At 62.1% G+C, this 23,240-nt stretch carries 19 protein-coding genes; 14 read left to right on the top strand and 5 right to left on the bottom strand.

Translation table 11 applies throughout. The features are described from left to right. Positions 1-55 precede the first annotated feature (55 nt). Positions 56-1,360 carry an aminodeoxychorismate synthase component I gene (gene pabB, locus F3089_RS04615; protein WP_225741670.1) on the bottom strand — a complete coding sequence of 435 codons (1,305 nt, stop codon included), beginning with the start codon at positions 1,358-1,360 and terminating at the stop codon, positions 56-58. A gap of 130 nt (positions 1,361-1,490) precedes the next feature. Here pabB and F3089_RS04610 point away from each other — a divergent pair, with 130 nt between their 5' ends. The 4 genes from F3089_RS04610 to F3089_RS04595 all read left to right on the top strand — a co-directional run bounded on the left by F3089_RS04610 (position 1,491) and on the right by F3089_RS04595 (position 8,563). Further along, positions 1,491-2,144 (top strand): hypothetical protein, encoded by a 654-nt coding sequence (locus F3089_RS04610; protein WP_151439646.1) that lies wholly within the window; start codon positions 1,491-1,493, stop codon positions 2,142-2,144. 243 nt (positions 2,145-2,387) lie between these two features. Continuing rightward, positions 2,388-3,386, top strand: a complete 999-nt coding sequence (locus tag F3089_RS04605) for a DUF6160 family protein (RefSeq protein WP_151439645.1) — start codon at positions 2,388-2,390, stop codon at positions 3,384-3,386. Between the two features lie 202 nt (positions 3,387-3,588). After that, positions 3,589-5,532, top strand: coding sequence for an acylphosphatase (locus F3089_RS16035; protein ID WP_225741669.1), 1,944 nt, complete (start codon positions 3,589-3,591; stop codon positions 5,530-5,532). A gap of 22 nt (positions 5,533-5,554) precedes the next feature. Then, a complete protein-coding gene (locus F3089_RS04595; RefSeq protein ID WP_225741668.1) occupies positions 5,555-8,563 on the top strand; it encodes a pyridoxal phosphate-dependent decarboxylase family protein in 3,009 nt (1,002 codons plus the stop codon). A 14-nt stretch (positions 8,564-8,577) separates the two neighbouring features. Here F3089_RS04595 and F3089_RS04590 read toward each other — a convergent pair whose 3' ends face one another. Further along, positions 8,578-9,210, bottom strand: a complete 633-nt coding sequence (locus tag F3089_RS04590; protein WP_202405701.1) for a hypothetical protein — start codon at positions 9,208-9,210, stop codon at positions 8,578-8,580. 122 nt (positions 9,211-9,332) lie between these two features. Between F3089_RS04590 and F3089_RS04585 the strand changes: the two genes are divergently transcribed. From F3089_RS04585 to F3089_RS04545, 9 genes are read left to right on the top strand one after another with little or no spacing between them, the layout of a single operon-like run. Then, positions 9,333-10,304, top strand: a complete 972-nt coding sequence (locus F3089_RS04585; protein ID WP_151439643.1) for a DUF58 domain-containing protein — start codon at positions 9,333-9,335, stop codon at positions 10,302-10,304. Further along, on the top strand, positions 10,301-12,316 hold the full coding sequence (locus F3089_RS04580; protein WP_151439642.1) for a transglutaminase TgpA family protein: 2,016 nt from the start codon (positions 10,301-10,303) through the stop codon (positions 12,314-12,316). Before F3089_RS04585 ends, F3089_RS04580 begins: the two co-directional genes overlap by 4 nt. Then, the gene (gene holB / locus F3089_RS04575) at positions 12,282-13,328 is read left to right on the top strand and encodes a DNA polymerase III subunit delta' (protein ID WP_151439641.1); all 1,047 of its coding nucleotides are present in this window, start codon (positions 12,282-12,284) and stop codon (positions 13,326-13,328) included. The genes F3089_RS04580 and holB overlap by 35 nt, the downstream gene beginning before the upstream one ends. Before the next feature lie 47 nt (positions 13,329-13,375). Beyond that, positions 13,376-13,726, top strand: coding sequence for a PilZ domain-containing protein (locus tag F3089_RS04570; protein ID WP_077531261.1), 351 nt, complete (start codon positions 13,376-13,378; stop codon positions 13,724-13,726). A 2-nt stretch (positions 13,727-13,728) separates the two neighbouring features. After that, positions 13,729-14,613 (top strand): alpha/beta fold hydrolase, encoded by an 885-nt coding sequence (locus tag F3089_RS04565; RefSeq protein ID WP_151439640.1) that lies wholly within the window; start codon positions 13,729-13,731, stop codon positions 14,611-14,613. Positions 14,614-14,670: 57 nt separating this feature from the next. Continuing rightward, on the top strand, positions 14,671-15,813 hold the full coding sequence (locus tag F3089_RS04560) for a patatin-like phospholipase family protein (protein WP_095616722.1): 1,143 nt from the start codon (positions 14,671-14,673) through the stop codon (positions 15,811-15,813). 44 nt (positions 15,814-15,857) lie between these two features. Next, positions 15,858-16,769 carry a 50S ribosomal protein L3 N(5)-glutamine methyltransferase gene (gene prmB / locus F3089_RS04555; protein WP_151439639.1) on the top strand — a complete coding sequence of 304 codons (912 nt, stop codon included), beginning with the start codon at positions 15,858-15,860 and terminating at the stop codon, positions 16,767-16,769. Between the two features lie 5 nt (positions 16,770-16,774). Beyond that, positions 16,775-17,884: a chorismate synthase gene (gene aroC / locus F3089_RS04550; protein WP_151439638.1), complete on the top strand. Its 1,110-nt coding sequence runs from the start codon at positions 16,775-16,777 to the stop codon at positions 17,882-17,884. Between the two features lies 1 nt (position 17,885). Beyond that, positions 17,886-19,058 carry an MFS transporter gene (locus F3089_RS04545; protein ID WP_095616725.1) on the top strand — a complete coding sequence of 391 codons (1,173 nt, stop codon included), beginning with the start codon at positions 17,886-17,888 and terminating at the stop codon, positions 19,056-19,058. Between the two features lie 28 nt (positions 19,059-19,086). Here F3089_RS04545 and yghU read toward each other — a convergent pair whose 3' ends face one another. From yghU to F3089_RS04530, 3 genes are all read right to left on the bottom strand, one after another. Next, positions 19,087-19,932: a glutathione-dependent disulfide-bond oxidoreductase gene (gene yghU, locus F3089_RS04540; protein WP_095616726.1), complete on the bottom strand. Its 846-nt coding sequence runs from the start codon at positions 19,930-19,932 to the stop codon at positions 19,087-19,089. A gap of 92 nt (positions 19,933-20,024) precedes the next feature. Then, positions 20,025-20,423, bottom strand: a complete 399-nt coding sequence (locus F3089_RS04535) for a globin (RefSeq protein ID WP_151439637.1) — start codon at positions 20,421-20,423, stop codon at positions 20,025-20,027. Positions 20,424-20,478: 55 nt separating this feature from the next. After that, positions 20,479-21,369 (bottom strand): LysR family transcriptional regulator, encoded by an 891-nt coding sequence (locus F3089_RS04530; RefSeq protein WP_151439636.1) that lies wholly within the window; start codon positions 21,367-21,369, stop codon positions 20,479-20,481. A gap of 441 nt (positions 21,370-21,810) precedes the next feature. Here F3089_RS04530 and leuC point away from each other — a divergent pair, with 441 nt between their 5' ends. Next, on the top strand, positions 21,811-23,238 hold the full coding sequence (leuC, locus tag F3089_RS04525; protein ID WP_151439635.1) for a 3-isopropylmalate dehydratase large subunit: 1,428 nt from the start codon (positions 21,811-21,813) through the stop codon (positions 23,236-23,238). Positions 23,239-23,240: the final 2 nt, after the last annotated feature.

Genomic DNA, 23,240 nt, shown 5'->3' with positions numbered 1-23,240 from the left:
CTGCCCCGCAGGCGATCTCTGATACACGGAATATGGATCGCCTGCAGGCAGGCTCCTACAGCTTCGTGAGGACGTCCATGAGCAGCTGGATCTTGGTGATCGACTCCTGGTACTCCGCCTCGGGCTCTGAGTCCGCCACGATCCCACCACCGCCGAAACAGGTGATCTCCCCGTCCCGGCACTCCAGTGTCCTTATGGCGATGGTGCTGTCGAAGCCGTTGCAAGGGGTCCAGTGGAAGAAACTGCCGCAGTAGACGCCACGGGGTTCTTCCTCCAGTTCCCGGATGACCTCCATGGCACGGCGCTTTGGGGCGCCGGTGATCGAGCCGCCGGGAAAGGCGCTGAGCAGCAGGTCCAGTGGTGAAAGTCCGGGAGCCAGCTCGCCAGTGATGCAGGAGACCAGGTGGTGCACATTGGTGAAGGTTTCCAGGGCGAAGAGTGGTTCGGCCCGGACTGAGCCAATGCGGCAGCAGCGGCCCAGGTCATTGCGCAGAAGGTCCACGATCATCAGGTTCTCGGCCCGGTCCTTGGGGCTTGTAAGCAGCGCCTCCGCCAGCTTCCGGTCCTCCTCGGGGGTGCTGCCACGACCCCGGGTGCCCTTGATGGGGCGGGTCTCCACCTGTCCCCGCCTTACCTTCAGGAACCGCTCCGGAGACAGGCTCAGGATGCGGTTGACGCCGGTATCGAAGTAGGTTGAGCAGGGACCGGGGTTGGCCCTGTGGAGTGCCTGGAAGGCGTGGATGGGGTGGCCCTCATAGTGTGCCTGGAACGGTTGGGCGTAGTTGACCTGGTAGACGTCACCGGCGTGGATGTAGTCATGGATCCGCTGGATGCACTCCATGTAGTCCGTACGGGACTGGAGCGCCGCAAATCCCGATGTCAGGTGGAAACCGGGTTTGTACGCGGCGTGATGTGCACCCATGAGCGCGTTCAGGCGCCCCTGGATGTATTGCCGGCGCCCTGGTGGGCAGTCCCTGTGGATGCGCAGCTCCATTGCGCCGGTTTCCGGGCGGTACAGGATCAGCCAGTCATACTCGTTGACCTGTATGAGCGGCCTGGGCGAGGGCCTGCGCGTCGGCAGTTCCATTTCGCCATCGCCATAACTCACAAATCCGAGCTTCAGCGGGAGCCAACCGGCACTATCTTCGGGCGCCTGCCGCGCCCGCTGGCTGAGTCCGGCGGTGTGGTCGGCGCACTGATAACAGGTCTCCCGGAATCGGGGCAGGGCGGTCATGACCCTTATCGGCGCGGGCTCATGCGTTGCGCCGGGCACATCAAACAGGCAGAAGCCGGGCTCATCCGCAAGGGACTGTGCCAGCGCCGACCAGCTCAGCTGTGACAGGACGTGAGTCGATTCCATGGCGATTCCAGTGAAAAGCATCACAGTTTAACCGTTCAGTACTCGGGATGTGACCCCGTGAAGGTCGCGCCTGCGGTGCTGTGAGGCACAATTGGCGCGAATGGTACAGCTAACGTCTGGAGGTTATATCATGTTTCGAACGCTGCTCTGTGCTCTCATCATCTGTGCCCTGGTTCCTTCCGCTGCGCTGGGCCAGGAGGGCGGAGAGGCCCTGGAGGAGAAGGGTGCCAAGGAAATGGCGTTTGGCCAGCTTTCGGAAAAGCAGCAGAAGCTGGTTGTCGGAATGCTGAAAAAGCTCTTCAAGGAAGGCAAGGTCAAGGCTGAGGAAAGCATCCGGGAGAATGGCAGTTTTGTGCCCTATGGCTACGTCTCGAACCATCAGGGCAAGGGCCAGTTCCTGCACATCAACCCGGAGCAGAAGCTGAAGGCTGAAGTTGCAGCCCATGCTGTCCAGAAGACGATCATCACCAACGCGCTCCGGGGGAATCTGGCAGCCAGCGGTCTCTTCATGACCATGGCGCTGCCGGAAGGGCTCAAGGAAAAAACCCAGAAGCAGCTGGAGGAATCCATCAAAGGGGACCGGGGTATCGATGACGTACGGTTCCTGATGGTTGAACTGCAGCATCTTGGTGGCCTTGGCCTGCTCATGTCCGTTCCTTACTGGCAGAACAGTGAGGACGGATGGGTCTTCGGGGAGCCCGTGTCCCAGCAGATCGAGCCGGAACTCCAGATGGCGGTCAAGCAGATGATGCGCAAGGCGGCACAGCGCCAGAGCAATGGATAAAAGGCCTTTCCCTTGGATTATCAGGTCATTATGACGGCCACCTCCCGGTGGCCGTTTTTGTTAAATGTCTGACCGAATGTTAATAGAATCACAATTCAGGTTTTCCTCCTGCCACTGCTCATCACCTGTGAACCTGTTCACTCTATGATCTGATTGTCTGACCTAGAATCACAATTGCCCGGTCAGAAATGACCGGCAATAAAAATAAACGAAGCAATCAAAGAATCTCTAAGGAGAACAATCATGAAAGGCCTGAATAAACTTGCACTGGCAACAGCCGTTGCCGCAGCACCGTTCGCCGCACAGGCGGAACTGACGGCCATGTCCGATCAGGCGATGGGCGACACCACTGGCCAGGCCGGTGTCACCATCGAGCTGAACACCCAGGTCAGCATGGACCAGATCCAATACAGCCAGAGCACTGACAGCGCCGCTACAGGCTCCCTGCTGGTCAACAACCTGTCCATCGGTGGCATGGACTCCGGTGGTCCGTTTGGTGAAGGGCTTGATGTCGCCATCAATGTTGACCTGCCCAGCGGCCAGACCGCGGAAGACAGCCTGTCGGATTTCGGATCGAAAGCGGGTTCCGATGCGGGTCTTGGTGGTCAGGATCTGACACTGAATGATGGTGATGCCCTGATTTCCGTGCAGAGCTACAAGACGGATGCGGATGGCGATGCCGTGCCGGTGGACATGAACCTCAATATCGGCGGTACCGCCAATAATGCCCTCCAGCTTGAGTCCTCCGATGGCGATTCCTCCGCCACGCTGGTTTCCTCCATTGATATGGATGTGTTCCTGAGCCAGTTGGACATCATTGCCCGCACTGACAACGTGGTTGGTGGTGACAGTTCTTCCGGCTCACTGGAAATCGAAGCCGGGTTCGCCATTGATAACCTCAATGCCGAGTTCGACGTGGCTGCTGTTGGCCTGGAAGGCATGCGCATGGCCGGCGCCGGCTCGCTGCCTATCCTGAAAGGCGCAGCCAAGGGCAATGGTGACGTGCTGGGCGGTGGCGCTGCCATCGTGAGCATGGACATTGGCCAGGGTCAGGCGCTCAGCGGCACTGATACTGCCAACGGTGAAACGCTCCGCGTCAATCTGGATAACTTCCAGGCTGACGTCTGGATGCCGACCATCAATGTTGGTGGCGGTGACGGCACTACTGCCAGCGTAGGCTCTGTTGGCATCAGCAACCTGCAGGTGAGCAACACCCAGATGGCCATCTACGGTCGCGAATAAAACGACCCGTAAGGCTGAAAAAAGCCACCCTTCGGGGTGGCTTTTCTGTTTTCGGCCGTCTCCCGCAAACATCCATAAGCCCGTTTTGGGAATTCATCCTCATCAAATCCTGCGCCTTTTGGGTAAAGTCCGTGAAAGGGCATCGCAAAGGCACTGGGTCTGAAGATGGTGATTCGGTGCGGCTGGTATTGGAGTTCTGAAAATGGCACGCAAGCAGAAAAAACAGACGGTTGGTAAGAGCCGCAAGGCATCCGCCAAAGCATCTCGGGGAAACAGTAATGGGCGTATTGCGGAACCGGCAGCACTGTCGCAAGCGCGGTCAAGGCTCCAGAATACTTCCAACCCGGCTGAAGTGACCGCAGCCGCCAGACAGATACTTGCAATCGATCCGGCAGACCCCGAAGGGTGGCGTTGGCTGGGTGAAGCCCAGCTTAGCAACCAGAAACTGGGCGACGCGGTCGTCAGCTTTTCCCGGGCATGTCGTATCGAGCCGAACAACGAAACCCTCATCGAGCGTTACGTCGGACTGGCACTCCGGCAGGGTAGCTACCTGGATGCGCTCAACGCGACCCGTCACTGGGTGACGATCGCGGAGGAAAAGCCGCTGACAGCGAAAAAGCTCCTGTCAGGGCTCTATGGTCTACTTGGCAAGGAAGAGCTCAGCTGTCAGTGGGGTCTGCAGGCGGCCTTCCGACAGCCAGTAGCCAAGGCGCAGGCTTCCGGAAAAGAACAGCTGCGGATACTGATTCTGGGGACAGTTGGCTGTGCCCCCTATCACTATGACCCAACGACCGGGCAGCTCACGGTCAGTGAGGGCCATAACAATCTGATGCATATGATTGACACGGGGGCGGCTACGCTGACCTCCCTCAGTGTGGATGTGATCGATGACTGTCCTGAGGTACTGGATGACCTGCCTGACGTTGATGTTGTTTACAACAGCATTACCGATGCGGGTCGCTGCCAGGAAGGCCTCAGGAATGCGAGCAGGGTATGCCGGAAACTCAGTGCTCCGGTGATCAATGCGCCAGCGGAGGTGCTGCGCACCACGCGGGAGGAGAATGCGCAGCGCTTGGGGCAGTGCGAAGGTATCCTCATGCCGCGGAGCGTTTCCTTGGGCCGTGTCCAGGGAGATATCAGTGACCGGGTCCAGGCTGCCATCCGGGATAACGGACTCCGGGCCCCGGTAATCGTGCGGCCATCCGGCTTCCAGAACGGCAAGCACATGTACCGTATTGATGACCCTGAATCCACGCCGGTCAGGATCACGGACGAAGCCGAGGTCTACGTTCTCCAGTACCACGATGTGACCTTCACGGACCCACGTGCCAAAGGCCATCGCTTCCATCCCAAGTACCGGGCTTTCATGGTCGACGGCAAGCTTTACCCTGCACACCTGCGGATGGGCCATGACGGGGACTGGAACGTTCACGGGGAGGAAACCCGCAAATCCTTCCGCAGTTTCCCCTGGCTCTATGACATGGAGCAGGACTTCATCGAGGATCCGGCGGCGCACTTTCAGCCGGGTGTCTGGGAAAACCTTGAGACAGCACTCCGGACGCTCGATCTGGAGTATTTCGGGGTGGACTTCGCGGTCTGCACGGAAGCGGAGGATTACGGAAAAGTCGTCATCTTCGAGACCAATGCCAGCATGCGAAGCTTCCTGCGCCAGACTTACCAGAACACACCTGAAAATGACGCGGCGCTCGAGATCATCATGGCGGCGCATCGGATGTTCTGCGCTCGTGCCGGCGTTCCGGAGTGGGACTTCAACCCACCGAAAGGGCTTGAGGGGCCGGCCCAGGAACATGGCTTTGAGGCGGATCCGGCCAATCCTGTTGCCAGGCATGTGCTTTTCAGTGGCGAGCTCCAGGGACACGGCTTCCGGGAGTGGCTCCGGCATGAGCTCCACAAGCATAACCTGAAAGGTTGGCTCAGGAATCTCTCTGACGGTCGTGTGGAGGCCGTTGTTGCCGGAAGCGAGGCGGCGGTTAGCCATCTGCTCTCAGACCCCAAAGGGCCGGAAGAAGCCACCATCGAGAATGTGGAGGCTGTCGACTGGAAGGGGGCGGTTCCACAGAAAATCCGTGTCCGGGATATGGTCGCGGAGCCTGAGAGCGTGGCTGTTGAGACGGCAGAGGCGTAGCGGCGCGCTGTGAGGGGGAATCATGGCGAATCTTGATCCGCAGGACTTCGGTTCCCTCAGCCGGTTCTTTCACGAAGCGCTGGAAGCCGGGCTGGATCATTACCGGGGGCTTGAAGAGGCGCCTGTCTGGCAGCCGCCCGCCGAGCAGGCATTGCGTGCATTTACGGGGCCGGCACCAAGCCAGGGTCAACCGCTTGACCAGCTCCTGGATCATTTCAGGGACCATCTGATCCCGTATACCAACGGGAACCTCCACCCCGGTTTCTTCGGCTGGGTGCATGGGGGCGGCAATCTCTATGGCGCCCTGGGTGAGCTCTGCGCCGCCCTGCTGAACAATAACCTCGGTGGCCGGAACCATATTGCCCATGCGGTTGAGGGCCAGGTGGTCCAGTGGAGTCGGGAACTGTTCGGGTTTCCGCAGCAGAGTTCCGGGCTGCTGGTCAGTGGTACCTCGATGGCCTCGGTTATTGCGCTTGCGGTTGCCCGGCAATGGGCTCTGGGCGAAGAGGTTAAAAGGCAGGGGGTCCAGGGAAAAGGACCGGTTCTGGTGGGCTATTGCTCAACGCAGACGCATGGGGCGCTGGTCAAAGCCTTCCAGTTGCTCGGTCTGGGCAGCGAGTCATTAAGAAGGGTACCCGTCCGGGATGACCACTCGCTGGATACGGCGGCGTTGCGCGAATCCATCCGGAATGATCGTCGTGCCGGCCTGAAGCCGTTCGCGGTTATCGGGACGGTCTGCACCGTGAACACCGGCGCCATTGATGACCTGGCGGGGATCGCTGATATCTGCGAAGAGGAACAGCTCTGGTTCCACGTGGATGCTGCGTTCGGTGCCGCACTGGCGCTGCTTGAGGAGTACGCGGATGATCTGGCCGGTCTCGACCGGGCGGACTCGGTGGGCTTTGACTTCCACAAATGGTTCCAGGTGCCTTACGCGGTCGGAGGTGTGCTTGTGCGCGATGCCCAGGCGCACCGGAGTACGTTCTCGGAGCCTGTCGAATATCTCGAAACCCAGCCCATCGGTCTCGAGGCAGGTGCGCCCTGGCCCTGTGACCTGGGACCTGAGCTGTCACGTGGCTTTCTGGCCCTCAAGGTCTGGTTCACCTTCCAGGGGGTAGGGCTTGAAAGCATGGCGGCCAGTGTCAGAAAGCACTGCCGCCTGGCGCGAGAGCTGGCAATCCGTGTCAGCGCCGCTGAGGACCTGGAATGCCTGGCGCCGGTCAGCAGCAATATTGTCTGCCTGCGGTATCGGCCTTCTTCAGATCATGCCACCGGGGTCTGTTCAGAGCATTATCTGGATGCGCTCAACCGGGCTATCGTGACGCAGCTGCAGCTTCAGGGGGTTTCCGCTCCCTCCACCACAACACTTAATGGATGCCTCGCAATCCGCGTGGCCATTGTGAACCACAGAACGGAGTGGAAGCATCTCGAGCAGCTGCTCCACCATACCCGGCGCATCGGGGAGTGCCTGGATCAGCGCTATCCGACGCTCCTGAACCCGACGCACTGGCACTTCATGCAGGGCGGTGACGGCCGGCTCATCGTGGATCCGGTGACCGGGCTCAACCGCTACGGCTGTTCACCGGCCCCCCGCGACCATGCATTCACATTCGCATCGTCGACGGCGTCGTCGGTTTCCCGTCAGGCTTACGAAGCGGCCGACCACTACCGACAGCAGCTGCTGCACGACCTGCTTGCCGCCGGACCGTCAGAGGTCGTTCCGGATTGTTTCCGTAAGCTTGAGCATCAACTGATGGGTCTTCTGGGGCTGAACGACCTTGAAGCGTCAGCCTTTCTCGTGCCTTCCGGGACCGATGCCCAGCTCCTGTCGGTGGGCGTAACCGCCAGTGATTCCTCAGCTTCCTGGGTCAGTGTCGTCTGTGGCGCGGATGAGACAGGGTCCGGTACCCCTGAGTCAGTGACCGGCCGGCATTTCGACAGCGAGACCTGTCTGGGCGTGCCCGTCACCCGGGGCGAACGGCTTGCCGGCATGGCGCCCATTGGTTACCGGGCGATTGATATCCATGGCGAGACCGGTCGGGTTCGTTCACCCACGGAAATGGATGCGGCCATAGAGGATTGTGTGGCCTCACTGGTCAGCGAGGGCCATTCGGTCATCCTGCACGCGATGGAGCAATCCAAGCTGGGCCGGTGGTGTCCGTCACGGGAGGTCATGGACCGTCTCAGGGAACGTTTTGACGGCCGTCTTCAGATCATTGTGGATGCCTGTCAGTTGCGGACGGATCCAGAGGATCTGCGGACCCATCTGGAGCAGGGCGATATTCTGTTGCTGACCGGCTCAAAATTCTTTACCGGCCCGCCGTTCAGTGGCGCTGCCATTTTTCCCAAACAGGTTGGGCGACGGCTGGCCAATGATAGGGGGGCTCTGCCTGAAGGGCTTTCTGATTACATAACGTCTGATGCCCTGGGGCGCTGGCAGTCCATGGTGGCGTGCGCCCGGCCGGCTCTCCAGACCGGGGTTCTTCTGCGCTGGCGCGCGGCGCTGGCTGAAATGGAGCGCTATTACGCGGTGCCGGAACGCATCAGGGTTGATGGGTTGAACCGGTTCAGTGAACAGGTGGTGAGCCTACTCCGCGAGCATCCATTGGTTGAGCCCCTCTTTGCACCGGATGAGGACTGGTGGGCCAGGAATGATTTTGCGGGGCGGGAGCTGTCGAACCGTCGCAGCATTTTTCCGTTTCTGGTGAAGGCCTCACAGGGAGGTGGTTATCTGGATGCGGGCCAGACCAGGAGACTGTATGAGCTCCTGAATCAGGAACTGGACAGGGACAGTCTGGAGCCACTTGGTGAGGCTATGCGCAGGGCCGCAGGGCAGTGCTGTCATATCGGCCAGCCGGTTCCGTTGAAGGGGATCAGCAGCGCCGCCCTGCGGATCAGCATGGGCGCGCGGATTATTTCGGACAGTTATGCGGCCGGAGGGTCTTTCGAGGATCATCTGGAAGGGGAGGTGCGTCAGATCCGGATGATCCTCGACAAGATCGAACTGTGCGTCAGCCAGACACTTCTCTGAAGCGCAGGCCCGGCTTACTGCTGGGGCACATCAATCGAAAGATCAAAGCCGCCCCCGGCCCTGGGGGTCAGCTTGACCGGCCCCTCATCAATTCCCCTGGGCAGATCAATGGCGCCCACGCCCGGCGGATTGTTGCCCATCGAGAAGTTCAGGGTGTCACCATCAAAGCTGAGACCAAGCTGACCGTTTTCATAGCTGCGAGTGAAGGGGCCCTCGGGGATATCCGGGGTGCCGTAACCTGGAATCACCGGCTGCGGCAGGCTGGTATCGATCTGGGGCTGCAACCCCTGAAGCTGGTCCGCGGGGGAAGTCAGCGCCTGGCGGATGAACTCCTGCTCCGCAAAGTTCTGGGCCTGCTCAAGGCTTTCCATACGGTGGCGCTGCATGTCCATCACGGTCTGCGTTTCGTCTGCCTCGGTGCGGATGGGTTCGCCAGGGCGGACCAGTGCCCGGATGGCTCGTGCCCGGGTCTCCTCAATAGTACGCGTCTGGCGATCACGGCGGGGAGAGACCACAATGGCGGAGTCCTGAATGTAGGTTTCAACCATTTCATCCTGGGACAGGCTGCGTACACCATCTGCGAGCGCACTGCCGGCCATCAGCCCTGCACCCAGTGCGGTAACGGTAAGAATTGGTCTCAAAGCCATGGTCGTATGCCCCTGCTCGTAAGCTGATTGTTCACCAATCAGTATTTGATGTTTGACAGCTTATTGCAATAGTGATTAGTGCCTAACCGTGAGTGTCTGTTAACAGCCGTGACAGGGGTCAAATGCCCGGTAAGATTGTGAAACGTCCCTGGCGCCGGTGGGTGAACCGGCGGATCCCCCGTGCGGATGACTACCGCCCGGGCCGGCGTAACATCTTTGTGCTTCCCACTCGGGAGGGGCTGATGTTCACCGGGGTGCTGGTGATTTCGCTGCTGACCGGTATCAATTACCAGAACAGCCTGATCTACCTGTTCACCTTCATTCTGGGGGCGCTGTTCTACGGCACCATCTTCCAGACCTATCGCAATCTTGAGGGGCTTCACCTGAGTCTGGTGCGCGCGGGTGAATCGCAGGCTGGTGAACGCCTGCCCATGGCGATACGCATCCGGGATGAGGAGCACCGCCCCCGTGCAGCGCTGCGGATGAGGATCGACGATGGCGAACCGGTCACGGTCAGCCTTGAGGCCGGTGAGGGGCAGGTGGTGCCGCTGCCGGTACCGACGCGTCGGCGTGGGCCGCTGAAGCTGCCGTCGATCCGGCTGGAAACGGATTTCCCATTCGGGCTCATCCGCGCCTGGACCTGGTTCCGCCCGGCCTCACGGGGCCTGGTGACACCGCGGCCTGTAACGCCTCCGCCATTCGAAGCCTCCCCTGATGCCGAGGGCGACGAGGGGGAAGTCACTCTGAATGCGGAGCCCGGGGGGTCGGACATCCGGCTCAGGCCCTATCGTCTGGGGGATGCACTGCGCCGCATCAGCTGGAAGCGCTTTGCACGCAGTGGTCATCTGGTGGTGATGGACTGGGATACGCCGCCGGCGGACCCGCGCTGGCTGGACTGGGAGCAGTTCCCGGGGGCGGACACGGAGCTGCGCCTGAGTTATCTGGCCTGGCATGTCGGGCGGCTCAGTGAGCAGGAGCAGCCCTTTGGCCTGAGGCTGCCGGACCAGACCATTGAGCCGGATACCGGTGACCAGCATGAACGGGCCTGTCTGAACCGTCTCGGGGCCTTTGGGTTCGGGGAGATGCCGACATGAACCGCCATCACCTTGATCCATGGGTGGCCGCCTTCGGCCTGATCCTTCTGGCCCAGGTTCAGCGCCTCCCGCTGTGGCTCTCGCTGGGCGCCTGCCTGGCGGTGGTGTCCGGCTGGTTGCTCCAGCGCCACCGGAAGCGTGGCCTGCGCCCTCTGTGGCTCGGTGTTCTGGCGGTGCTCAGCGCCGCGGCTTTCTGGGCTTACTACCGGGGCCAGTTCACGGTCGATACCGCCGCCTCTTTCCTGGTCCTGACGGTGGCGCTCAAATGGCTGGAGCTGGGGCGGCGCCGGGATCTGTTCATCCTGTTTTTCATCCAGTGCTATCTGGCAGTGGTCACGCTGCTTTTCCACCAGTCCATGCTCTGGACGGGCGGGCTTCTGGCCAGCCTGTTTCTGCTGTTTACCGGTCTGCAGATGGCGCTTGGCGGTCGTGCTCAGGGTATGGGCGTTGAGGCGATGAAGCGTTCGGCACTGGTGTTCGTGAAGATGCTGCCCGTGGTCATTGTGCTGTTCATCTTCTTTCCCCGGATCGGGCCATTGTGGAGTGTGCCGCTGGTTTCGGAGCAGGGCACGACAGGGCTGAGCGATACCCTGGAGCCCGGCGCGATCACCAGTCTGGCGCAGAATGATGACCCGGCGTTCCGGGTGACCTTTGGCGGGGATACGCCTGATCCGGGGCAGCGCTACTGGCAGGCGCTGGTGCTCGACCGCTTCGATGGCAGGCGCTGGGACAGGCGCAGTCTGAATGACAGGGAGGGAATCTCGCGGGTGCCTGAGGATGCCTCAGCCGGCGAGCTGGCGGATGACGAATACGAGGTGATGCTTGAACCCCACGGCCGGCGCTGGGGCTTCGCGCTGGCGGATTCGGTGCCTGCATCCGCCAATGTGAGCCTCAACCGCAATGGCATGGTGCGTTTCGAACGCAGCGTGGATACCCGGCGGCGTTACCGCATGCAGTACGAACAGCCAACAGAGGCGCGGCGCCTGTCGGATGCCGAGCGACGGTTCTACACCCGGCTTCCCGGAGGCACCAATGAGCGGACGCGGGGATGGGTGGCTCAGCAACGGCGTGAGGTTGACGGCAGGCGGGCCTTGATTCGGCACTTGATGGAGCACTTCAACCAGAAGCCGTTCCATTACACGCTGCAGCCGGAAGCGCTCGGCAATGCGGACACAGTGGACGCGCTGATGTTCGAGACTCGGGAGGGGTTCTGTGAGCATTACGCCAGTGCGCTGGCATTCATGCTGCGCTCGGCGGATATTCCGGCGCGGATCGTTACGGGGTATCTGGGTGGCGAGGCGGGCGTCGATAACGAATACCTGATCGTGCGCCAGTATGACGCCCACGCCTGGGTGCAGGCCTGGCTGCGGGGCCGAGGCTGGGTACGGCTTGATCCCACGGCCATGATCGCGCCCGAGCGCATCGAGAGCGGGTTGCGCGAGGCCATGGAGGATCAGGGCGGGTTCCTGTCGGATGATCCCTTCTCCATGAACCGGTACGCGGATGTGGGCTGGGTCAACTGGATGCGCCTGCGCCTCGATGCCGCCAACTACTACTGGCAGCGCTGGGTGGTGGGCTACGAAGGCCAGACCCAGCTTTCCCTGCTGGGGCGGCTGCCCGGTGATATTGACCGGCGTATGCTGGGCGTGATCACGGCCGTGCTTGTTGCGGCCCTGATCCTGGCCGGCGTCGGCATCTCCCTTCTGCGCGCCCGCCGCCGGCACTTCCGCGATCCCTGGTACCGCCTGTATGATCAGTGGTGCCGATGGCTTGAGCGTCAGGGGGTAGGTGCCGGCCGGAGCGATACCCTGGCCGCGCAGGTGTCGGCGGCTGGGCGGCGTTTTCCTGCGCTGGCCCCCGACATCCGGGCTCTGGGCCTGCTTCTGGAACGGGCATTCTACGATCCGGGGCAGCCCGACCAGCAGGCGCTCGCGCAGGCGCGCCGCCTTATGAACGCAATCCGAAAACGGAAATCCCATGGCCGATCCGGAAACACAGCCACTGCAGAGTGACTCCTTCGCTCCCTGGCCCTGGCAGTCCGAGGTGCATCAGCAGCTTTCACAGCGTCTGAAGGAAGGACGCTTCCCGCATGCGCTGATGCTGTTGGGCCCGGCGGGCGTGGGGAAACGCCAGCTCGCCGTAGCGCTGGCGTCACTGTTGCTGTGCGAGGCGCCGGTCAACGCGGGCAAGGGTATGACCGCCTGTGGCGAGTGCAAGCAGTGCCGCCTGTTGGGTGGTGAGGGGCACCCGGATGCGCGCCGGCTCATGCCCACGGACCAGTCCCGCTATATCCGCATCCACCAGGTGCGGGCACTGGGTGGTTTCGTGATGGAGAGCCCTCAGGTGGCGCAGCGGAAAGTGGCGGTGATTGAACGTGCGGATCAGCTTAACCTCAATGCTGCCAACGCGCTGCTCAAGACTCTGGAGGAACCCCCCGCCGATACCTTCCTGCTGGTTCTCCAGCGCGAAGGCCAACCGGTGCTGCCCACCATCCGTTCCCGCTGCCAGATCCTGCGGGTTGAGGCGCCCGAAACCGCCGAGGCGAGGACCTGGCTGGCGGAGCGGCGTGACGAGGATGCGGCCGCGCTCGATCAGGCGCTGCGGTGGGCCGGCGGTGCGCCGCTGGAGGCGCTGCGGCTGCTGGAGGCCGACAGACCAGGGCAGCGGGCCCAGTGCCTGAAAGCGCTGCAGCAGGCGCTTAAATCCGAGATCACCATGTCCGAGGCGGTGAAGCCCTTCCTCGCCATGCCTCTGACCGAGGCGCTGGACCTGCTCCAGGGCTGGGCACTGGACCTGGCCCGGGCCGGGGCGGATCCGGGGGCCATTGCGGACAGCGAGGCGGCGCCGATGCTGAGGTTCCTGGCTGGGCGCCGGCATCCGGCGGAGCTTACCTCCCTTCATGAGGCCATCATGGAAGTCCGTCGTGGGCTGGATTACAACGTCAATCCGGAGCTGGAACTGATCGGTGTGCTGGAACAGTGGCGGCAGCTGATGCGCCGGCCGGGGGTGGCAAATCCGGCGTGAACGGCTAGACTGGCGAAAAGCGCAAACGGCAAGCAGACGGGAGAATCATGGGGCCTGGAATCGGCGCACGCAGCGGTATCATGACGCTGACCATCAAGGACAAGGCGGTGCTCTACGCCGCGTATATGCCCTTTGTCCGCAATGGTGGCCTCTTTATTCCGACCCAGAAGAATTACCGTATGGGCGACGAGGTTTTTCTGCTTCTCAACCTGATGGATGAGCCGGAAAAGATTCCGGTCGCCGGTAAGGTCGTCTGGGTTACCCCGAAAGGGGCTCAGGGAAACCGCGCCGCTGGTGTCGGTGTCCAGTTCAACGGGGACGACGAGACCGCGCGTACCAAGATTGAAGCCTACCTGGCCGGCTCCCTGAATTCGGACCGGCCAACCCATACCATGTAATCATGCCCAACACTGAACCGGAGCAGCTGACACTGGACGTCCCCGCAGGCACTCTGGGTGCGCTTGCCTGGGGCGATCCCTCCTCGCCCCTGGTCATCGCCTTCCATGGCTGGCTTGATAACGCTGCCAGTTTCAACCGCCTGGGGCCGGCTCTCGCCGACGACTACCGGGTGGTGGCAGTGGATCTTCCAGGCCATGGTTTTTCCTATCACAGACCGCCGGGGGCAAGTTACGAGCTGCTCGACTATGTGCGGGACCTGGCGCCCCTGTTTGACCGGGAAGCGTCGCAGGGAGCCGTTCTGCTCGGCCATTCACTGGGTGGAATCGTGGCGAGCCTGCTCAGTGTGGCGGTGCCGGAACGGGTGAGGGCGTTGATGCTGGTGGACAGCCTGGGGCCGCTTACCGGCGACGCCGAATCCTTCCCGGACCAGCTCAAGCAGGCCATTGACCGCGTGCGCCAGGGCAGCCGCGGTCAGCCGCCCCTTTATGCGGACGTTGAGGAAGCCATCGTCGCGCGCATGAAGGGTCGCATCCCGCTGTCCCGTGTCGCCGCTGAATGCATTGTGCCAAGAAGTCTCCAGCAGGATCAGCAGGGCTGGCGGTGGGGAACGGATGCAAGGCTGCGCTATCCGTCCATGCACCGGTTGGAAGAGGATGAGGTTGAAGCCTATCTGGCGGCCATTGCCGCACCCACACTGCTTATAAGAGCCAATCGGGGCATGGCTGCGTTCAAGCCAGAATGGATCGAGGGCCGTCTGCCCAGGCTGTCTGACGCTGAGGTGATCGATGTGGAGGGAAGCCATCACTGTCATCTGGATGGAGACGTTGGCGGGCTGGCCGAGGGCTGCCTGGGCTGGCTGGGCCGCATCCGGTCTGCGCCCTTGTAATGATCACCGGCCGAGCCCATTGTCATTCAAGGGATTTGAATCCGAAGGGAGCAGGCGATGAATGAACCACAGACCGTGGCACTGGTGCTCGGCAGTGGTGGTGCCCGGGGGTACGCTCACATTGGCGTGATTGAGGTGCTCAGGGAGCAGGGTTACAACATCGTGGCCATTTCCGGTGCCAGTATGGGAGCGCTCATTGGCGGCATGTACGCCGCCGGTAAGCTGCAGGCCTATAAGGACTGGGTCACCGGGCTTGATCAGCTGCAGCTGCTGCGCCTTCTCGACTTTTCCCTGGGGTCACCCGGTGCGATCCGCGGCGAAAAGGTTTTCGGCGTGGTGCAGGAAATGCTTGGCGATCTGCGCATTGAGGACCTGCAGATTCCCTTCACGGCAGTGGCGACGGACCTGCTGGCGCACCAGGAGGTGTGGTTTCAGGAAGGGCCGCTCCATCAGGCGGTGCGGGCCTCCACGGCGATCCCCAGTGTGATCACGCCGGTGATGCTGCATGGCCGGGTGCTGGTGGATGGCGGGCTGCTCAACCCCCTGCCGATCATTCCCACGGTGGCCTCCCATGCGGATCTGATCATGGCCGTGAACCTGAGTGGCAACGACAAGCGCTATGCCAACCTGCCACCGCTGGAGGAATGGGCCTCCCGCGAGCGCAAGCAGCATGAAGCGGCCGCCGAGGCTGCGGCACAGGCGGCAGCCGACGAGGAAGTGGATCCAGCGGAAGAAGCCGACGCCTCGCCGGATGAGTGGCTGGACAGGCTCAAACAGCGTGCGGCCCGTTGGTTTGACTGGGACGGCCAGGACAGCGCGGCACGGCGCCGTGGCCGGGCCAGTAGCGAGGAACAGGCGCTGGCGGAGGCCCAGAAGCGCCATGCGCGCGAAAAGGCGGCGGGAAAGGGAAGCGAGGGCGACGATGCGCGCTCGGTGAGCCTGCAGGAGCTGGGGCTCGGCAAGTTTGATGTCATGAACCTGGCGATCGAGACCATGCAGGACTCGCTGACCCGTTACAAGATCGCCGGCTATCCGCCGGATATCCTGATCAACTTCCCCAAGCATGTATGCCGCTCGTTCGATTACCATCGTGCCCCGGAGCTGATCCAGCTGGGGCGGATGCTTGCGGAGGATGCCCTTGAGGACCATCGCAATGCGGGTACGGGGGAGCCGCGGATCCCGGGAATGAACCGCCAATAGCTGGTACAATCGTGGCTTTTACGGGATGACTCCGGGAGTACTGGGTGAGCACCGAAGCCATTGAACAACTCCAGACCGTGCGCGACTGGCTGCGTTACGCGGTGTCACGGTTCACGCAGGCCGGCGTCTGGTGCGGCCACGGCACCGACAGCCACTGGGATGACGCGGTACAGCTGCTGATGCAGACCCTGCATCTGCCCATGGACAATAACGTGCCCTTCCTGGATGCCCGTCTGACCCTCTCTGAACGGGAACAGGTGCTTGAGCGCATCGAACGTCGCGCCCGGGACCGTGTTCCGGTTCCGTATATAACAGGCGAAGCCTTCTTCATGGGGCTGCGGTTCCATGTTGACGAACGGGTCCTGATCCCGCGCTCGCCCATTGGCGAATTCCTGGCCACGGAAGGCGAGCCCTGGCTGGCGGGTCGGCCGGTTGAACGGATTCTGGACCTGTGCGCTGGCAGTGGCTGTATTGGAATCGCGGCGGCCCATGTGTTCCCGGCGGCCCAGGTGGATCTGGGTGAGGTGTCCCCCGGAGCCGTTGAGGTGGCGGAACAGAACATCAGGCGCCATGGCCTGGAAGGGCAGGTGCGCGCGGTGGCCTCAGACCTGTTCGAGAAGCTGGATGGCCCCTATGACCTGATTCTGGCGAACCCGCCGTACGTGGATGCCAGGGATATGGCGACGCTGCCACCGGAATACCGCCATGAACCGGAGCTGGGACTTGCGGCCGGAGAAGACGGCCTGGAGCTGATGGGCCGGATCCTGAGGGAAGCACCGGCGTATCTCTCGGAAGATGGGCTGCTGGTTGGGGAAGTCGGCAACAGCCAGCCGGCGCTGGAGGCGGCTTTCCCCAGCGTTCCCTTCACCTGGCTTGAAATGGAAAACGGCGGTCACGGGGTCTTCGTGGTCGACGCGCAAACACTGGCGCAGGCGGCGCCGCTGCTGAACGGATAGCACTCATGTCTGGCAACTCCTTCGGAACACTCTTCACCGTCTCCACCTTCGGCGAAAGCCACGGGCCGGCCCTGGGCTGCATCGTGGACGGCTGCCCACCCGGCGTGCCGGTATCCGCGGAGATGATCCAGGAGGACCTGGATCGCCGCCGCCCGGGTACCTCCCGCCACACCACCCAGCGCCGGGAGCCCGATGAGGTTCGAGTGCTTTCAGGGGTGTTCGAGGGGGTGACCACAGGGGCGCCCATCGGGCTGCTCATTGAGAACACGGACCAGCGCTCCAAGGATTACTCGAAGATCAAGGATCAGTTCCGCCCCGCCCACGCGGACTACAGCTACTGGCACAAGTATGGCATCCGTGACTATCGCGGCGGCGGTCGTTCCTCGGCGCGGGAGACCGCCATGCGCGTGGCGGCGGGTGCCATCGCACGGGCGTTCCTGCAGGAAAAGGGCATCCGCATCCGTGGCTGCATGACCCAGCTCGGACCCATTGAGCTGGGCATGACGGACTGGTCCGCCGTGCATGAGAACGCCTTCTTCTGTGCCGAACCGGAAAAGGTCCCGGAGCTGGAAGCCTTCATGGACCAGCTCCGCAAGGAAGGGGATTCTGTGGGCGCACGGATCCGGGTCGAGGCGGACGGCGTGATTCCCGGCCTGGGCGAGCCCGTGTTCGATCGGCTGGACGCGGACCTGGCCAAGGCCCTGATGAGCATCAACGCGGTCAAGGGCGTGGAAATTGGGGCCGGTTTCGACAGTGTCAGCCAGCGGGGCACCGAACACCGGGACGAGATGACACCGGACGGGTTCCTTTCCAATAACGCGGGCGGCGTGCTCGGGGGCATCAGTTCCGGTCAGCCGGTGGTGGCGAGCATGGCGTTGAAGCCCACGTCCAGCCTGCGGCTGCCGGGTCAGGGGATTGATGTGCACGGCAATCCGGTGGAGGTGGTGACCACCGGCCGTCACGACCCCTGCGTCGGCATCCGGGCCACGCCCATCGCGGAGGCCATGATGGCCATCGTGCTCATGGACCACTACCTGCGCCACCGCGCCCAGAATGCGGACGTGCGGGTGGATACGCCGGACATCGAAAAGGCCCGCCGTCAGCAGGAGGACTGATATGGCGGCCTCCGGGACGGGGATCTACTGGCGCCTGTCCAACCTCTACTTCTGGTTCTTCGCTGCTTTTGGGGTATTAATGCCCTACTGGGCGTTGTATCTGGAAGACCAGGGGTTCCGCTACATTGAGATCGCCCTGCTCATGGCCACCCTGCAGGGCACCAAGATCATCGCGCCCAATCTGTGGGGCTGGCTGGGGGATCGCACCGGCCGGCGGCTGCGACTGATCCGCTTCGGTGCGCTTGTGGCCGTCCTGTGTTTCAGCTTCACCCTGCTGCGCCCAGGATTCTGGGGGCTGATGCTGGTGATGCTCTCGTTCAGCTTTTTCTGGAACGCAGTGCTGCCGCTGTTTGAGGTCATCACCCTGCACAACCTAGGCAGCGACTCCAGGCGCTATGGGCGGGTCCGGCTCTGGGGATCGATCGGGTTCATCCTGTCGGTGGCCGGTTTCGGGGCGGCGCTGGATCACATGGCGGTTTCCATCATGCCCTGGCTGGTGCTGCCCCTGTTCGCCGGACTCCTCATGGCGACGCTGCAGATTCATGACGAACCCAGTACCCGCAGGCAGCCCCATCACGGATCGGTTGCGGCTATCCTGAAGCGGCCCGAGGTCTGGTCCTTCTTCATCCTGAACTTCATGCTCCAGGCCAGCCACGGGCCCTATTACACCTTTTTCTCGATCCATCTGGAGCAGCTTGGCTATGCGAAGATCAGCACCGGGGCGCTCTGGGCACTGGGCGTATTGGCGGAAGTTGGCCTGTTCCTGGTGATGCACAGGCTGCTTTCGGCCTATCCGATGCGGGTGATCATGCTCTGTGCAGCGACCCTGACAGCACTGCGCTGGTTGGTTATCGCGGAATTCTCGCAGTTTCTCTGGATCCTGCTCGGGGCACAGCTGCTTCATGCGGCCTCCTATGCCGCCTTGCACGCGGCCTCGGTGCATTACATCCGGGTGCAGTTCGGCGAAGGGCACCAGGGGCAGGGGCAGGCGCTGTACAGCGGGCTGACCTACGGGGCAGGCGGTGCTTTCGGCGCCTGGATCTCGGGCGTGCTGGTAGAGTGGGAGAGCACCGTCGCCGCCTTCTACGGCGGCGCCGGTTTCATGCTGGTGGGGGTCGCCGCCGCCTGGCTCTGGATGCGGCCCGCGCCGCAGAGAGCGTACGCCGGCCAGTAAGCAGCGGCTGATCCCGTCAAACCTGGGGTTACAGGTTGTCGAAGTCGCTGGGGTCGTGACGCTCCGGGAGCTTGCTTCCCTCATCGCCCCAGGTCTTGTTGACGAGGCGACCCCGCTTGACGGCCGGGCGGGCGGCGATCTCATCCGCCCAGCGGATCACGTTGGTGTAGGTGTGCGCTTCCAGAAATTCGGCCGCGTCATAGACCTTGCCCTTCACCAGCGCGCCGTACCAGGGCCAGATCGCCATGTCCGCGATGGTGTACTCATCCCCGGCGATGTAGCGGTTGTCCGCCAACTGCCGGTTGAGCACATCCAGCTGGCGTTTCACTTCCATGGTGAAGCGGTTGATCGGATACTCGTAGGATTCCGGGGCATAGGCGTAGAAGTGCCCGAAGCCACCGCCCAGCAGTGGGGCCATGCCCATCTGCCAGAACAGCCAGGAGAGGGTCTCGGTGCGTCCATGGGGATCGGTGGGCAGGAAGGCCCCGAACTTCTCGGCCAGATAGAGCAGGATGCTGCCGGATTCAAAGATCCGCAGTGGTGGGTTCTGGGTGTGATCCATCATCGCGGGGATCTTGGAGTTCGGGTTAACGGCCACGAAGCCGCTGCTGAACTGCTCGCCTTCAAGGATGCTGATGGGCCAGGCGTCGTATTCGGCCTCGGAGTGGCCGGCTTCCAGCAACTCCTCGAGCATAACAGTCACTTTCACGCCGTTGGGCGTAGCCAGGGAATAGAGCTGCAGAGGGTGCTTGCCCACCGGCAATTCCCTGTCATGCGTGGGGCCGGCAATGGGGCGGTTGATGCTGGCGAAACGCCCGCCACTGGCGTCTTCCCACTTCCAGACTTTCGGAGGCGTGTAGCTGTTGTCGCTCATGGTCAGGCTCTCTCACTGCATTGGTGTGGTAGCCACGGCAACCGTGGACAGCATGGAGTATGCCATCCGCTGGCGGCATTGAGCAGGGGATCTCAGTAGGCATCCCGGATCAGGTCGATGCCCGGCTTCAGAACCCGGCGCCACTGCGCGTCCAGTGTCGCATCGTATTCGGGGTCGTGTTTGCGGACCGCCTGCATCAGCGCATCCAGCCAGAGCGAATACCATTCGGGTGAGATGTTGTAGCCGTGTCTCGAGTGGCTCTGCCCCAGCTGCTGCAGCTTGGTGTCGGGCATGCCCCGGGCGTAGAGGATCAGCTGCATGATGCCGTTGCGCAGCAGGTGGCGCTGCTGCTTCATGTCGGTGTCGCGGAACTGGTCCTTGATGGTCTGCGAGCTGCTCATGAAGTAGTCGTAGAAATCAACGAAAAACTGCTCGCCCGTGCAGACCCGCCCGTAACTCTGGAATACCGCTTCTACTTCCGAGCTGTCCATGAAATCCCCTGTCTTTAGTTCTGCCTGTCTGTGATGGCCCGGAATTATAAAACAGTCAGCCGGTTTCGGCACAGCGCGCCGGTGCCTGTCCCTGAACGGTTTCAAGAAGGGCGCGGGCCGCTGTCCCGGGTTCCCGTCCCCTGATGCCCACGGCACCCAGCATCCGGGTTACGGGCTCCGGTACGTCCAGGACCACCAGGGTGCTGTCGAGCATGGTGTTGGGCAGAACCGACCACCCCAGTCCCACGCTGGTCATCATCTTGATGGTTTCGAGGTAGTTGGTGGGCATCTGGGCATCCAGTGTGATTCCTTGTTGAAGAAAATGATGGGAGACGACCCGGTAGGTTTCGGTATTACTGTCGGGCAGGATGGCCTGGTACTGCGCAATGTCCTCAGGGGCCAGCTTCTGCTTGTGGGCTAGGGGGTGGTCAGGGCCACAGACGAAGCTCATTGGATCTTCCCAGGCGAACCAGACCTGGAAGCGTTCCATGATCCGGTCGTTGAGTGTCACCCATGCAAGTGGGGCGTCATGTTGGTGCAGTTGCTGGAAGACCTGTTCGGACTCGAGGAACTGGAGGTTGAAGGTCAGGTCGGGATGGGCCTTCTGCAGGGCGCGCAGCCAGTTCGGGAGATGGTGGAGGCCGATATGGTGGCTGGTGATCAGCGACAGGGGGCCGTGCATTCGCTGGTCAAGGCTGGTGAGGGCTTCACGGGCGTTGTGGAGTTCGTCCAGGACCTTCCGTGCATGGGGCAGCAGGGCATGGCCGGCGTCGGTCAGCCGCAGGCTGCGGCCGTTGCGTTCAATCAGGGGGCGACCGGTCTGGTGTTCGAGGGTGGCGATGCGTTTGCTGACGGCGGATTGAGTGAGGTGCAGGGCTTCTGCGGCCTCGGAGAAGGAGCCGGTGTCGATGACGGTGGTGAAGGCGATCAGTGATTGGGTGTCCATAGCACTAAAGATTGGTACCTGGTTGCAGGGTACGATGAGTGGGGAGTCTTTCACGGGAAACGTTGTAAATACTTTTCAGTTGCGCAGTCCTGCTTCACTGAAAAGTCCTGGGTTTACATCCGTGTAAACCCGTTTGCGCTTAATCGCGCAAACCCCTGTACGCTGCTCTTCCGCCATCCATGGCTCCAGAGCTTCCCGTGAAAGACTCCCCACTCACCGTACCCCCGGGAGTGTTGCCGTTCGCAAACGTGCTCCAAACGTAAGCTGTAGGAGCCCGCCTCGCGGGCGATCCTGATTCAAGATTCCAAAAAGGAATCCGTTTCAGGAAAAACATGAATTGAAGTGATCTGATCAGAGTCTGTACCATTAACGAACAATCGGTCAAACCACGTCAGCTCCGCTATGGGGGAGGGCGTGTCCGCTCGCAACGGGGGTAGCACCATGAGTGGCAAGACACTGTACGACAAACTGTGGGATTCGCATCTGGTCAAGGAGCGTGCTGACGGCTCCTGCCTGATCTACATCGACCGGCACATGCTGCACGAGGTAACGTCACCGCAGGCGTTCGAGGGGCTTCGGCTGGCTGGGCGGACGCCGTGGCGGATTGATGCGAATCTGGCGACGGTGGATCACAACGTGCCGACCACCGGGCGTGAGAATGGTGTTGAGGGGATCGAGGACCCGATCTCGCGCACCCAGGTTCGGACTCTGGATGACAACTGCAATGAGTTCGGCATTGTCGAGTATGGCATGAACGATCAGCGCCAGGGGATCGTTCACGTCATCGGGCCGGAGCAGGGAGCGACCCTGCCGGGGATGACGGTGGTATGCGGGGATTCGCATACGTCCACCCATGGGGCTTTCGGGGCGCTGGCGCATGGGATCGGCACCTCCGAGGTCGAGCATGTGCTGGCGACACAGTGCCTGGTGCAGAAGAAGTCAAAGAATATGCTGGTGCAGGTCGATGGTGAGCTGAAGCCGGGGATCACGGGCAAGGATGTGATGCTGGCGATCATCGGAAAAATTGGCACCGCCGGCGGTACCGGTTATGCCATTGAGTACGCGGGCTCGGCGATCCGCGGCCTGTCGATGGAGGCGCGCATGACCATGTGCAATATGACCATCGAGGCGGGTGCGCGGGCCGGCATGGTGGCGGTGGATGACACGACCATCGACTACGTGAAGGATCGGCCCATGGCGCCGAAGGGCGAGATGTGGGAGCGCGCGGTTGCGTCCTGGCGCGAGCTGAAGAGTGACGACGATGCCGAGTTCGACAAGGTGGTTCATCTGGATGCGGCTGATATCGAACCCCAGGTCAGCTGGGGAACGTCGCCGGAGATGGTGACCAATGTCGGGGATCGTGTCCCGGATCCGGCGAATGAGTCGGATCCCATCAAGCGTGAAGGCATGCAGCGGGCCCTGAAGTACATGGGGCTGGAACCGAACACCCCGATGACGGGCATCCAGCTTGACCGGATCTTCATCGGCTCTTGTACCAATGCCCGGATTGAGGACCTGCGTGAAGCGGCGTCCATCCTCAAGGGGCAGACGATTGCATCCACGCTCAAGCAGGCGATGGTCGTGCCCGGCTCCGGTATGGTGAAAGCCCAGGCCGAGAGGGAAGGGCTGGACCGGATCTTCATTGATGCAGGGTTCGAGTGGCGGGAGCCGGGCTGCTCCATGTGTCTGGGGATGAACCCGGACCAGCTGGGTGAAGGGGAGCATTGTGCCTCCACCTCCAACCGGAACTTCGAGGGCCGGCAGGGCTTTGGCGGGCGCACGCACCTGGTGAGCCCGGCTATGGCAGCTGCCGCCGCTATTCATGGCCATTTTGTGGATATTTCCGACTACTACGACAGGGCGGGGTGAGA

This window comes from Halospina sp. K52047b (assembly GCF_008709855.1).
Lineage (GTDB): Bacteria > Pseudomonadota > Gammaproteobacteria > Pseudomonadales > Oleiphilaceae > Halospina > Halospina utahensis_B.
Note: the sequence above shows the minus strand (reverse complement) of the source record. Positions and strands in the feature narration are given on the sequence as shown.